11 protein-coding genes are annotated in these 12759 nt (G+C 72.4%); 2 read left to right on the forward strand and 9 right to left on the reverse strand.

All coding sequences use genetic code 11. The annotated features are described in order from the left end of the window. Nucleotides 1-172: 172 nt before the first annotated feature. Nucleotides 173-1960: an ABC transporter ATP-binding protein gene (locus ABTX60_RS13745; protein ID WP_352097254.1), complete on the reverse strand. Its 1788-nt coding sequence runs from the start codon at nt 1958-1960 to the stop codon at nt 173-175. Next, complete coding sequence (locus tag ABTX60_RS13750) at nt 1957-3747, reverse strand: ABC transporter ATP-binding protein (protein WP_352097255.1); 1791 nt, start codon at nt 3745-3747, stop codon at nt 1957-1959. The genes ABTX60_RS13745 and ABTX60_RS13750 overlap by 4 nt, the downstream gene beginning before the upstream one ends. A 77-nt stretch (nt 3748-3824) precedes the next feature. Here ABTX60_RS13750 and ABTX60_RS13755 point away from each other — a divergent pair, with 77 nt between their 5' ends. Both ABTX60_RS13755 and ABTX60_RS13760 read left to right on the forward strand, forming a co-directional pair. After that, the gene (locus tag ABTX60_RS13755) at nt 3825-4706 is read left to right on the forward strand and encodes a helix-turn-helix domain-containing protein (RefSeq protein ID WP_352097256.1); all 882 of its coding nucleotides are present in this window, start codon (nt 3825-3827) and stop codon (nt 4704-4706) included. A gap of 206 nt (nt 4707-4912) precedes the next feature. Continuing rightward, nucleotides 4913-5746, forward strand: a complete 834-nt coding sequence (locus ABTX60_RS13760; protein ID WP_352097257.1) for a PIG-L family deacetylase — start codon at nt 4913-4915, stop codon at nt 5744-5746. Nucleotides 5747-5860: 114 nt separating this feature from the next. On the opposite strand, the gene ABTX60_RS13765 is transcribed toward ABTX60_RS13760, so the two are convergent. The 7 genes from ABTX60_RS13765 to ABTX60_RS13795 form a co-directional block, all read right to left on the reverse strand. After that, nucleotides 5861-7381, reverse strand: coding sequence for an oxygenase MpaB family protein (locus ABTX60_RS13765; protein ID WP_352097258.1), 1521 nt, complete (start codon nt 7379-7381; stop codon nt 5861-5863). Beyond that, nucleotides 7378-8157, reverse strand: coding sequence for a polyprenyl diphosphate synthase (gene uppS, locus ABTX60_RS13770; RefSeq protein WP_352097259.1), 780 nt, complete (start codon nt 8155-8157; stop codon nt 7378-7380). Before uppS ends, ABTX60_RS13765 begins: the two co-directional genes overlap by 4 nt. Nucleotides 8158-8341: 184 nt before the next feature. Continuing rightward, nucleotides 8342-9763 carry an aldehyde dehydrogenase family protein gene (locus tag ABTX60_RS13775; RefSeq protein ID WP_352097260.1) on the reverse strand — a complete coding sequence of 474 codons (1422 nt, stop codon included), beginning with the start codon at nt 9761-9763 and terminating at the stop codon, nt 8342-8344. Beyond that, nucleotides 9760-10194 (reverse strand): cupin domain-containing protein, encoded by a 435-nt coding sequence (locus ABTX60_RS13780; protein WP_352097261.1) that lies wholly within the window; start codon nt 10192-10194, stop codon nt 9760-9762. Before ABTX60_RS13780 ends, ABTX60_RS13775 begins: the two co-directional genes overlap by 4 nt. 21 nt (nt 10195-10215) lie before the next feature. Next, entirely contained in the window at nt 10216-10518 is a 303-nt protein-coding gene (locus tag ABTX60_RS13785) for a putative quinol monooxygenase (protein ID WP_352097262.1), read from the reverse strand. Further along, the gene (locus ABTX60_RS13790) at nt 10515-11585 is read right to left on the reverse strand and encodes an Ldh family oxidoreductase (protein WP_352097263.1); all 1071 of its coding nucleotides are present in this window, start codon (nt 11583-11585) and stop codon (nt 10515-10517) included. Before ABTX60_RS13790 ends, ABTX60_RS13785 begins: the two co-directional genes overlap by 4 nt. A 121-nt stretch (nt 11586-11706) precedes the next feature. Next, nucleotides 11707-12432: a GntR family transcriptional regulator gene (locus ABTX60_RS13795; RefSeq protein ID WP_352097264.1), complete on the reverse strand. Its 726-nt coding sequence runs from the start codon at nt 12430-12432 to the stop codon at nt 11707-11709. Between the last annotated feature and the right edge of the window lie 327 nt (nt 12433-12759).

A 12759-nucleotide genomic window follows, 5' to 3' on the forward strand; every position in this document is an offset into this window, starting at 1 on the left:
CGCAGCACGGTCCGCCCGGACCCAGGAGCGGACGTCCGTCACACCAGGCTCCTGACGTGAGCCGTACACGTAGACACAGCCGATGACTTCATCCCACGGGACCGACAGGACGGTGTAGGTGAAGCCGACGTGCCGGTCGAAGTCCTCCGCGTGCCGAGGTCATCGCGGGAGGCTATCTCGACCGCCTGGCTTTCCCACCGAGGCCCCGCGCGGTCGGGGCGACGACCGGGGCACGGCCGTCTCGGTCCCGCCCCGCCGCCCCGGCCAGGGACAGGTCCCAGTACGCGGCGTACCGGCCGGCGCATCGCAGCAACTCCTCGTGGCTGCCCTGTTCGACCACCCGCCCGGCGTCCAGGAACGCGACGCGGTCGGCCCGGCGCACGGTCGCCATGCGGTGCGCCACCAGTACCACGGTCCGGCCCGCCATCAACTCCTCGATGCCGGCGTGCACGGCAGCCTCGTTCACCGGGTCCAGGGCCGAGGTGACCTCGTCGAGCAGCACGATCGGCGCGTCCTTCAGCAGCGCGCGGGCGATGGAGACGCGCTGCCGCTCGCCGCCCGACAGCAGCGCCCCGCCCTCCCCCACGTCCGCCGACCAGCCGCCGGGCAGCCGCTCGATCACCTCGTCGAGACGGGCCGCGGCGGCCGCGGCCCGCACCTCGGCGTCGGTGGCGTCGGGGCGGCCGAGGCGCACGTTCTCCTCGATCGTGCCGTCGAAAAGGTAAACATCCTGGAAGACGATGGCGATCCGCGCCATCAGCGCCGCGGTGTCCATCTCCCGTACGTCCACGCCGCCGATCCGCACCGCGCCCGCGTCGACGTCGTAGAAGCGGGCGAGCAGCTGCAGCAGCGTCGTCTTGCCCGCGCCCGAGGGCCCGACGACGGCGAGCCGCCCGCCCTCGGGTACGGACAGCGTCACCCCGTCGGCGACCGCGCGGTCTCCGTGCCGGAAGGTGACCGCGTCGAACTCGATGTCGTGGCAGGACGGTTCGCGCGGGGCGCGGGGCTCCGGCAGCGGCTCGGTGGTGAGGACGTCGTCGAGGCGGGTGAGTTCGGCGCGGGCGGCGCGGATGCCGCCGCTCATCTCGGCGAGGGACAGCAGCGGGTCGGCGCAGCGGGCGGCGAGCACCAGGAGTGCGAGAACCTCGGCCGCGCCGGTGTCCCCGCCGAGGGCGAGGTACGCACCGAGGGCGAGCAGCGCGGTGAACACCGCCTGCACGGTGACCGCGAGACCCAGCACACCCGGCAGCGCCGAAAGGGTGGAGCGACGCGAGGCGCGGCGCAGTGCCTTCAGGGAGTCGTCCAGCAGACCGAATCGCTCGCCGGTGCGGCCGCCTGCGCGCAGCACCGGCTGGGCCTGGAGGTACTCGATGACGCGGCCGGTGGCCGCGCGCTCGCGTTCCACGCGCTCGGTGTCGGCCGCTGTCGTCGCGCGGGCCGTGTGGAGTTGGACCGCGGCCACCAAGGGCACGGCGGCCAGGCCGGCGAGTCCCAGTTGCCAGTTGAAGGCGAGCATCACGGCGACGATCGTCAGCGGCGTCACACAGGCGGAGATGAACGGAGCCAGCAGGTGCGCGATCACACTCATCGCCTGCAACACGCCCTGACTCGCGAGGACGGACACCTCGCCGGTGCGGCCGGGCTGGTACCAGCCGATGGGCAACCGGGCGAGGTGTTCACCGAGGCGCTCGTACATGCCGTTCAGCATCGTCGTGCCCACGCGGAAACCGGAGCGGTCGCTGACGTACCGCAGCACCGCGTAGACCGCGACCGCCGCGCCGAAGCCGGCCAGCCAGGGCCGGGCGTCCTCGGGTGTGCTGCCGAGGAGCGCGCGCAGCACGGGCACCAACAGGGCGTACGACAGCCCCTCGGCGAGTGCGGTCGCCGTCATCAGGGCGACGGTGCGGCGCACCGGCCGGGCGTACTCGTGGCCGAGAACCCGCAGCAAGGTGCTGATCATCGGGCCTCTCCCCCCTCCATGGCACCGGCTGCCACAGCGTCGGCGTGGATCTTCCAGAACTCGGCGAACGCGCCGTTGCGCGCGAGGAGCTCCGTGGTCGTCCCCTGCTCCACGATCTCGCCGTCGCGCAGCATCACGACAGTGTCGGCGTCGGCGACCGTCTCCAGGCGGTGGGCGATCACCAGCGTCGTCCGCTGCTGCCGGGTCTGCGCCAGCGCTTCACGCACCGCCTGCTCGGTCAGCGGGTCGGCGAAGGCGGTGGCCTCGTCGAGGACCAGGACGGGGGCTTCTGCGAGCAGGGCGCGGGCGATCGAGACGCGCTGCGCCTCGCCGCCGGAGAGGCGGGCGTCCTCGCCGATCACCGAGTCGTAGCCGCGGGGCAGTTCGAGGACGCGATCGTGGATGCTCGCCCGGCGGGCGGCGCGGACGACGGCGTCGCGGTCGGCGTGCGGGACGGCGAGGGCGATGTTGTCCGCGACCGAGGCGCGCAGCAGCCGGACGTCCTGGAAGACGAAGGACACCCGCCGGTACAGCTCCTGACTGCCCACTTCCCGCAGGTCGACTCCGCCGAGGAGCACGGAGCCGTGCGTCGGGTCGTAGAACCGCGTCAGCAATCGCACCAGCGTGGACTTGCCGCTGCCGGACGGCCCGACCACGGCCGTGATCGTCCCCGGCTCCAGCACCAGGTCGATACCCCGCAGCACCTCACGCCCGGCCGCGGCGCCCTCGTACCCGAAGCGGACGTCCCGCAGCTCCACCCGGTGTCCCTCGGGCGCCGTCGGTCGTACGGGCTCGGGCAGCGACGGCTCGGCGAGTACGTCCCGGACGCGGCCGACGGCGCGCCGCGCGGCCTGCAGGTCGTCGAAGCCGTGCCCGAGCGCGGCCACGGGCGCGGTCAACCCGAGGCCGAGGAGCAGGAAGGGCAGCAGGTCCGCCGGGGCGAGTCCGCCCCCGGTGATCCGGTACGCGCCGCCGACCAGCACCGCCAGCAGTACGAACGGCGGCGACAGCGCGACCTGCATCCCGGCGGCGACCCCGGAAAGACCGCGCACCATCCGGTAGAAGCTCCGGGTGAACTCGCCCACCGCGGCACGGTACTTGCCGTGCGCCCGCTCCGATCCGCCGAACGCCTTCACCACCGCGATGCCCTGCACGAACTCGACCACCGACGCCGAGATCCGCCCCATCGCGGCGTCGAACTCCTTCTGCTCGCGCAGCCGCGTGGGGGTCATCATCAGCGGCACCAGCGCGACCGCCAGCAGCACGGGGATCAGCGTGATCAGGGTCAGCCGCCAGTCCACGGTGAGGAGGTAGCCGAGCGAGACCAGCGGCACCACGAAGGCGGAGACCAGCTCGCCCGGCGTGTGGGCGATGAGCGGGTGCACGGCGCTGACGTCCTCGCCCACCAGCTTCGCCAGCTCCCCGCTGCGCCGCCGCGCCAGCCGGCCGATCGGCACCCGCCCGAGCCGCTCGGCGAGTTGCCGGCGCAGCGACAGCTGCACCCGGGTGTCGAGGAGGTGCCCGACGCCGGACGAGGCGGCCGTGAACAGCAGCCGTACCAGCAGCCCTGCCGCGCCCGCGATCACCACGTTGCGCACGTGCCCGTCGTCGGCCGGCCCCGGCGACAGCAGCGTACGGCCGAGCTCGACGACCGCGAGCAGGGGCGCCAGGCCGGCGACAGCGCCGATGACCTGCAGGGCCACGACGACGGCGAAGCCGCCCGCGTACGGGCGCAACAGACGGGCCACGCCCGGTGGCGGCGGCGCGGTGGTTCCGGTGGAAGTCATGCGCTCACCTTCGCCGCGGCTGCGGTACCCCGGATTGGAGAAATGTTCCGTCCGGGCGGGCCCCGTAGCATGGGGGCATGCCAACTGCCGTGCGACAGCGTGTTGTTGACCCCGTGTGGCAGGTCACGCGTCCGGCCCGGCCCGGCCGCGTACCCGGCGTCGTCCTGGCGGGGCTGCGCGACCGCGGCCCGGCTCCGGTCGATCACCGGCTCGACCCGCACCCCGTGCTGACGCTGGCGCTGGCCTGCGGCGAGGCGGCGCTCGGCATCGACGAGTCGACGGGGCGGCAGCACCGCGGCAGCCTGGTCACCGGGCTCGGCTTCGGTGTCGGCGGTACGGCACGAGTGCGGGCCGCGAACGTCGAGTGGATGCAGGTGCGCCTGTCCCCCGCCATCGCGGGCGCCGTGTTGAGCGTGAGTCCTGCTGAGCTCGAGGGCTCCGTGGTGACCGTGGACGACCTGTGGGGAGAGCGGCGGGCAGGCCGGCTGCGCGAGCAGCTGGCCGAGGCGGCCTCCTGGGAGGAACGCTTCGCGCTCGTCGAAGCGTTCCTCGCCCCGCTGCCCTCCGCGGGGCCCGCCATCGAGCCGGAGCTGGCTTGGGCCTGGGACCGTATCGTCGCCGGGCACGGCCAGGTGCGGGTCGAGGGGCTGGCCGACGAGCTGGGCTGGAGCCGCAAGCGCCTGTGGTCCCGCTTCCACGCGCAGCTCGGCCTGCCGCCCAAGCGCGCCGTGAAGCTCGTCCGCTTCGACCGGGCCGCCACCCGTCTCGCCGTGGGCCAGGAGGCGGCCAGGGTCGCGGCCGACTGCGGCTACGCGGACCAGTCGCATCTGCACCGGGATGTCGTGGCGTTCACCGGTGTGACCCCCGCGACGGTGGCGGGCGGGTCGCTCATCGCGACGGCCGACATGGCGTGGGTGGACCACGTGCCGCGCCTCCCGAAGGCGTGGAAGGCGCCGTAGCCGGCGGAGACCGCTTCGGTGGCGCGCTCGACCCCCGGGTGCGCGCCTGCTGAGAGGCCGTATGCGGTGGCCATCGGGATGCGGTGCCGCTCGTACGCGAGGAGCCCGGGAACAGCCGGCCCGGCCGGCACGGTTGCATCGATCGCGGGACCCTCGGGCCCGCCACGCACTCGGACCAAGACGTATCTCTGCAGGAGGACTGCCGCATGACTGACCGGCCCTTGACGCTCATGGCCGTACACGCCCACCCCGACGACGAGGCCACGGGAACCGGAGGGGTCCTGGCGCGGTACGCGGCGGAGGGCATCCGCACGGTTCTCGTGACGTGTACCGACGGCGGTTGCGGTGACGGACCGGGGGGTGTCAAACCCGGCGATCCGGCGCACGATCCGGCCGCGGTCGCCTTGATGCGCCGTCGAGAACTCGAGGCGAGCTGTGCCGTGCTGGGGATCGGCGATCTGGAGACGCTGGATTACGCCGACTCCGGGATGATGGGCTGGCCGAGCAACGACGCCCCCGGTTCCTTCTGGCGGACCCCCGTCGAGGAAGGCGCTGCCCGGCTCGCGGAACTCATGCGGCAGTACCAGCCTGATGTGGTCGTCACCTATGACGAGAACGGCTTCTACGGCCATCCCGACCACATCCAGGCCCACCGCATCACCATGGCGGCGCTGGAGATGACCGCGCGGACACCGAAGGTGTACTGGACCACGATGCCCCGCTCGATGATGCGGCGGTTCGGCGAGATCATGCGCGAGTTCCATCCGGACATGCCGGAGCCGGATCCTGCCGAGGCCGCCGCGATGGCCGAGATCGGCCTCCCCGACGATGAGATCACCACGTGGGTGGACACCACCGAGTTCAGCGGCCAGAAGTTCGACGCGCTGGCCGCGCACGCCAGTCAGGGCGAGAACATCTTCTTCCTCAAGATGGGCAAGGAGAGGTTCGGCGAGTTGATGGGCGTGGAGACCTTCGTGCGGGTCAAGGACGCCACCGGTGCGGCCGTGCCGGAGAACGATCTCTTCGCGGGGCTGCGCTGATCCGCCCCTCCGGCCGGCCGACCGGACAGCGCACCGGAACCGGCCGACCGCTTGGCTGCGCCCGCCGGTGGACACGGCCGCGGGCAGGTCCCCGCGGCGGACGCCGGCCGGCGGTCAGGCCTGGGCGAGGAGCGGGTCGTAGGGGGTGGTGCGCCGGCGGCCGGACATGAAGGACAGGAAGTCCTTGATGAACGCGCTGCGTGTGTACTGCGTCCCGGTGTCCGCCGTGCCGGCTGTGTCGCGTCGGAAGGCGGTGCGGAACAGGGCGCGGTGTTCGTCCGCGTCGATGGTCTGGTTGCCGTCCTTGTCGGTGGCGTCGAAGAGGACTTCGGCGACTCTGATCAGTGCGGGTCCGGCCAGGGAGGGAACGGCCACGGCGTACTCCTGGGCGCTGACGCGGCCGTCGCCGTCGGTGTCGAGGGCGGTCTGCAGTTCGCGCCACCAGTCGGCGAAGGCGTTGTAGAGCCGGGTCTCCTCGGGTTCGTCCAAGTCGAGGCGGCTGGACAGTTCGCGCGCCATGGCGGCGAGGTCGGGCCAGTCCAGGTAGCCGTTGCCGGTCTGGTCCAGCACCTCGGCGAAGAACGTCTCGGCGCTGCGGCGGGTCGTGTCCTGCGGGGCGGGCTCCGGTTCGGGGAGCAGCGGGGAGACGAGCCTGATGAGGGCCGCGGCCCGGTTCATCCTGTCGCGCAGGGCGGTGATCGTGCGTGCTCGCGGGTCGTCGCTGTCGAGGGAGAGGGACAGCAGGTCGGTGATGGTGCCGGCCTGGAGCCAGCCGTCCGGCAGGAGGCGGGCCAGGCCGGCGGCCAGGTAGGCGCCTTGCATCAGGGTCTGTGCGCCGGGCAGTTCCGGCAGCCCTGCCCGTCGGCGGAACGGCTCGGGCAGGGACGCCACGGTGATGGTCCCGATGAGGGGACCGGCGACGGTGCGGCCGGCGGCCCACAGGGTGGGCAGGCCGTTCAGCAGCGGCGGGGCCGGGAGGTGGTCGAAGAGCTTGTAGAGGATGATGCGCATCGCCTCCGTGTTCTCCAGCTCCTCCTCCACCACCCGGTCGTAGTAACTCCAGAACGCGTGCAAGGAGGGCGGCAGGTGACCGGCCTCGTCGCCCATGGCCGCGAGGAATGCCCGGAACTCCGCATACAGCCGCTCCATGGCCTGCTGGTCGAGGGGCTGGCCGCTGAGCCGGCACATGGTGACGGCGCTCTCGAATATCGTCGCGACCACCCAGGCCCGCACGTCGGGGTCCATCGCGTCGTAGGGGCGGCCTCGCGGGTCGGTGCCGTTCAGCCGTGCGTGCAGGCGGTTGAGCCGGGCCGCCTCCCGTTGCCTGACGTGGTCGTCGGCGCCGAACATGCGCTGCAGACTCATGAGGGTGTTGCGCAGCCGCCGCCAGGGATGGGCGACGAACGTGGAGTTGTCGATCAGGGCGCCCCCGATCTGCGGGTGGGCCGCCTCCAGGACGGTCGCCCGGATCATGGCCAGTGCCCAGCGGGGGTCGTTGAAGAACGCGTGGAACTGCGAGCCGGGCCCGAACACCGGTGCTGTCCCGCCTTCGGTGTCCGGCTGCGGTAAGCCGGCGTCGCTTTCGGTCCGGTCGGCACCGGTGCTGCCGGGGGCGTCGCTGTCCGCGTGGCTCATGGTCGGGGTTCTCCGTTCTGATGCGGCACCACGCCACCGAAGCGGCGCTCACGTTGCCGGTAGGTGTCCAGGCACTCCAGGAAGTGCGGCGCGCGGAAGTCGGGCCACAGCACCGGCGGGAACACCCACTCGGCGTAGGCGACCTGCCAGAGCATGAAGTTGGAGATGCGCTGCTCCCCTGACGTCCGGATGACCAGATCGACGTCGGGGGTGTCGGGGAAGGGCAGATGTGCGGCGAAACTCTCCTCGTCCACCGCCTCGGCCGGCACGCCGGCGCGGATCAGTGACCGTGCGGCCTCCACGATGTCCCTGCGCCCACCGTGATCGAAGGCGACCGTCAGCGTCATGCCGCGGTTGTCGCCGGTCAGGGTCATCAGGTCGGCGAAGTCCCGGGCCAGTGCCGGGGGGACCCGCGGATCGGTCACGCCGAGGAAGCGGCAGCGGATACCGCGGGCGAGCAGCAGCGGGGCGTGTTTGCGCACCACGCGGCGCACCAGGTGCATGAGGAAGTCGACCTCGGCGCTCGGGCGGCGCCAGTTCTCGGTGGAGAACGCGTACAGGCTCAGCCAGCCGACACCGGCCGAACGGGCCGCCTCGATGACGTCGATCACCGCCGCCTCCGCGGCACGGTGGCCCGATGTCCGCGGCAGTGCCCGCTGCGCGGCCCACCGCCCGTTGCCGTCCATGACGCACGCGACGTGACGCGGAGAGCTGCGCCGCTCCTCGCCGCCCGGACCGGATGAGGTGGGTGTTCCGACCGTCTGCCGCTGTGTCACATTCGCCCCCCGCATAGGCCGTGACGTCTCCCCGAGGTGGTCGAAGGCCCGGCTGGGGCCCTCCAACACCGTTTTCGAGGGTGGCAGTTCACGTCTTCGCAGGCACTGCCACATGTGACTTTTCACCCTTGGCACGCTTGTCCGAGCCGGGTCCCGTGCGGTGTTGCGGCAGGGCGTGATCCGGTCAGGCGGTGACCCAGTAGGTGCGGGTGTTGGTGAACTCGCGGATGCCGGCGGCGGCGAGTTCGCGGCCGTGGCCGCTGCGCTTGGTGCCGCCGAAGGGCAGGCGGGGGTCGGAGGCGACGATCGCGTTGACGAAGGCCGCTCCGCTGGTGACACGGCGGGCCAGGGCGACCCCACGGCCCGTGTCGGCCGTCCAGATGCTCAGGCCGAGCCCGTACGGCGTGGCGTTCGCGAGCCGTACGGCGTCCTCGTCGTCCCGGGCGACGGCGATGGCGGCGAGCGGGCCGAAGGTCTCCTCGTCGAAGGCGGGCATTCCCGGGCCGGTGTCGCCCAGGACGGTGGGCCGGTAGAAGAAGCCGTCGCCGGGCAGGGGCTTGCCGCCGGTCAGGAGCCGGGCTCCGGCGGCTACGGACTCCTCGACCTGCCGCTGGATCGCCGCCCGCAGGTCGTCCCGGGCGAGCGGGCCGACCTGCGTCTGCCGTTCGCGCGGGTCGCCGACGCGCAGGGATTCGACACCGGCCACGAACGCGGCGGTGAACTCATCCGCCACGGGGGCGGCGACGATGAACCGCTTCGCGCAGACGCAGCTCTGCCCGGAGTTGGTGAAGCGCGCCTTCACCGCGGCCGCCGCGGCCACGCCGATGTCGGCGTCGTCCAGGACCACGAAGGCGTCCGAGCCGCCCAGTTCCAGCACGGCCTTCTTCGCCGCGCGCCCGGCCGCCGAACCGACGGCCGAGCCCGCCCGGTTGCTTCCGGTGAGGGTGACGGCCGCGACGCGGTCGTCCTCGATGAGCCGCGCCGTCACCTCGGGCACGTCGCTGTCGGCGATCACCAGCGCGGTCACCAGGTGCTCGGGGAAACCGGCTTGCACGAAGAGGTCCTGGAGGGCGAGCGCGCTGCCGGTGACGTTGGAGGCGTGCTTGAGCAGGACGCCGTTGCCGGCCACCAGGGAGGGGATGGCGAAGCGCATGACCTGCCAGACGGGGAAGTTCCACGGCATCACGGCCAGGACGAGTCCGGCGGGCTCGTAGGCCACCCAGGCTTGTGTCCCGCCGGCCCCGCCGGCCCCGCCAGCCCCGCCGGCCCCGTCGATCTCGACGCGCTCGTCGGCGAGGATGCCGGGGCCCTGCCGGGCGTAGTACTCGGCCGTGACCGCTGACTTCTCCACCTCGCCCTCGGCCTCGCCGACCGGCTTGCCCATCTCGGCGACGGCCAGGGAAGCGAGAGGGGCCTTGTGCTCGCGCAGGGTCCGAGCCAGGCGGCGGGCACGCGCGGCCCGCTCGGTGACCGGCACCAGGGCCCAGGCACGGCTCGCGGCGTGGGCCCGTGCCACAGCGGTCTCGATACGGTCCGCGTCCCATCCTTCGTACCGGGCGGTCGGCTCACCGGTGGACGGGTCGACGGTCTGCAGGATGCCGCTCATGCGGTGGGTGCCCCTCCCCTGTCGTGCTCCGAGAGGTGCTCGAAGGTCTCGCCGGTGACGGTGATGGTGCGGGTGACGTCCCGGCCGCCGTAGACCCAGTAGATCCGCATGACGCCCTCGCCGCGGTTGAGGAAGCGGTGCGGTGTCCCGGCCGGCACCCAGGTGGCCTGGCCGGGCTCCAGGTCGAAGAACTCGCCGTCGATCTCCGCGGTCGCCTCGCCTTCGAGGATCAGCACGGACTCCTCGACGTTGTGGCTGTGCAGGGGCAGGCCGGTGCCGGGCCGGAAGACGGTCTGGCCGGTCGTGACGACGGACTTCTCCGAGTTCCACTTGCCGACGTAGGGGAGGGTGGCCACACCGCCGCCGCGGTCGAAGCGTTCGACCTTGTCGGGGTGGATGAGCAGGCTCGGTGCGACGGGCTCGGTGCACATGCGACGGCTCCGATCGAGAGGTCAGGAGTGGTGGAACAGGCGACGGGAGAGCGTGTTGACCTGGCTGCCGGGGACGACGTACTTCGCCGCGGCCGCGCGCCAGACCCGGAAGTGGGGTGCGGCGCGGTGGGCTTCGACGGCGGCCTCGTCGTCGTAGATCTCGTGGAAGACGAAGTGGTGGTCGTCGGCCAGGTCGCAGACGACGTCGAAGTAACGGCAGCCGGGCTCGTCGGTGAAGGAACGCTCGGCGTTCTCCTCGATGGCCTCGAGGAAGTCCGCACGGCAGCCGGGCACGACGCGGAGGGACACGGTCAGGGCGATCATGCGGGCAGCTCCTGGGAAGTGACGGAACGGGGCAGGGGTACGGCGGCGGCGTCGGCGATCCGTGCGAGGGCGGCCCAGGTGTCGTCGGCGAGCGTGATGCCCTCGGTGCGCAGCCGCTCGGCGGTGCGGATCTCCGGCTCACCGGGGACGAAGATCTCGTCGGTGCCGGGCGCGGCGGGGGTGGCCTTGGTCTCCTCGATCAGGGCTTCCATCCGCTGCGCGAACTCGACCGGGTCGGCCATCGACCGGATGTCGACGCACAGCAGCAGATGGCCGACGCCGCTGCGGCCGGTGGACCGGTAGGGGCCCACGACCGCCGAGCCGAAGGCGCTGCCGGTCAGCACGCCCGCCAGCACGTCGAACATGAAGGAGATGGCATACCCCTTGTGGCCGGCCATCGGCAGGATCAGGCCCTCGATCGCCCGCCGCGGATCGGTCGTCGGCACGCCCTCGGTGTCGGCCGCCCAGCCTTCGGGGATCGGCGCACCGCGTTTCCCGGCGTGGTAGATCTTGCCGCGCGCCACGGCGGTGTTCGCGATGTCCATCACGACCGTGCCGTAGCGGCCGCCGGGGGCGGCGATGGACCACGGATTGGTGCCGACTCGCTTCTCCTTGCCGCCCCAAGGGGCCATGGCCGGGCTGGCGTTGGTGGCCAGCAGCGCCACGCAGCCCTGCTCGGCGGCCCTGCGCGTGAAGTACGCCGCGGTCCCGAAGTGGCCGGAGTTGCGCACGGCGACCGCGCTGATGCCGTGCCGACGGGCGCGCTCCACGCCCAGGGCCACCGCGCGGTCGGTGAGCACCTGACCGAGACCGTCATGGCCGTCGACCACGATGACGGCGCCGTTGTCGCTGACGACCTCCGGGGCCGCGACGGCCGTGGTGGCCCCGCTCGCGAGGCGGTCGAGGTACCAGGGCAGGCGCAGCATGCCGTGGGACGCGTGCCCCCACAGCTCCGCGGTCACCAGCGTGTCCGCGAGCAGACGTGCGTCCGCGGGCGGGACGCCGTGTGCCTCGACTGTGGCGGCGGCGTAGCCCAGCAGGTCGGCGGCGCCGACGGTGTGCGGCATGAGGCGGCCTCTCGCGTCGGTACGTTGTTGTATCCACTCCTGTATACAGGACTTCCCATGAAGAAGCACAGGCCGGAAGGCGCGGGTGGCCCGGTGCCTTCCTCGGCGGTGAAGGGGTGTCTCAGCCCGCGACGTCCAGCGACACGTCCGCGGCGAGTGCCAGATCCTGGCTGGTCAGACTGTCGATGAGCGCCGTCAGGGTCTGCGCGAGGTGGTGCCGGCAGGCCGCCTCCGCCGCCTGGGCGTCCCCGTGCGTGACCGCCTTCAGCATCGCGCGGTGCTCCTCCAGCGAGGTCAGCATGCGGCGCGGTCCGCTGTGCGAGAGGTGGCGCAGGCGTACGGTCTGACTGCGCAGGTCGCGGATCGTGCGGGCGAGGTAGGGGTTGCGGCAGGCCGCGATGACCGCCTGGTCGAACGCCTCGGTGATGTCGTAGAACTCCTGGTAGGAGCCCGCCTGTGCGGCGGGGTCAAGCGCGCGGAAGGACTCGTCGAACGCCTCCAGCCGCTCCAGCAGTTCACGGAACGGTGCCGGCACCCGCTCGTCGGCCGAGCCCGCGGTGGCGACCGAGGCGGCCGCCCGGGGCTCCAGCAGCATCCGGAACTCGAACAGGGCGCGCACACCGCCCAGGGAGATGGCGGCCACCCGGGCCACCTCCCCCGGTACGAAGTCGACGAGCCCTTCCCGGGCCAGCCGCCGGATCGCCTCCCGCACCGGCGTCCGTGAGGCCCCCAGCTCCTCGCCCAGCTGGACCTCGCTCAGCCTGGCCCCCGGCCGCAACCGCAGTGACTCGATGTCACCCTTCAGGCGCCCGTAGACCGCCTCGCTCTTGCCAGTCGTCCGGGCCATGAGACTCCCTGTCCATCCTTGCGTACACCCTTGTGTATACAGACTACGTGTCGGCGATGCGCCCCGTGGTCCGTGCGCTGATGACCGCGCGCGCCGTCTCCCGCTCGTCCGGTCGGCGGCCGACGGTGGGCGGTGTGCGGTGGGCGCCCGACCGATCGCAGGTCCCCCACCGAAACAATTTCGCACCGCCACCGTTGACGCGGCCACCTGGCTGGGTCTCATAATCGGGCAGCCGCTGTCATCGATGACACATGTCAACGATGACACCCTCGGTCGATGGCAGGTGAGCCACCGTCGGCCCGGGGTGCACTTCTCGGTCCGGCGCGC

This window comes from Streptomyces sp. NPDC126510, assembly GCF_040302345.1.
Classification (GTDB): domain Bacteria; phylum Actinomycetota; class Actinomycetes; order Streptomycetales; family Streptomycetaceae; genus Streptomyces.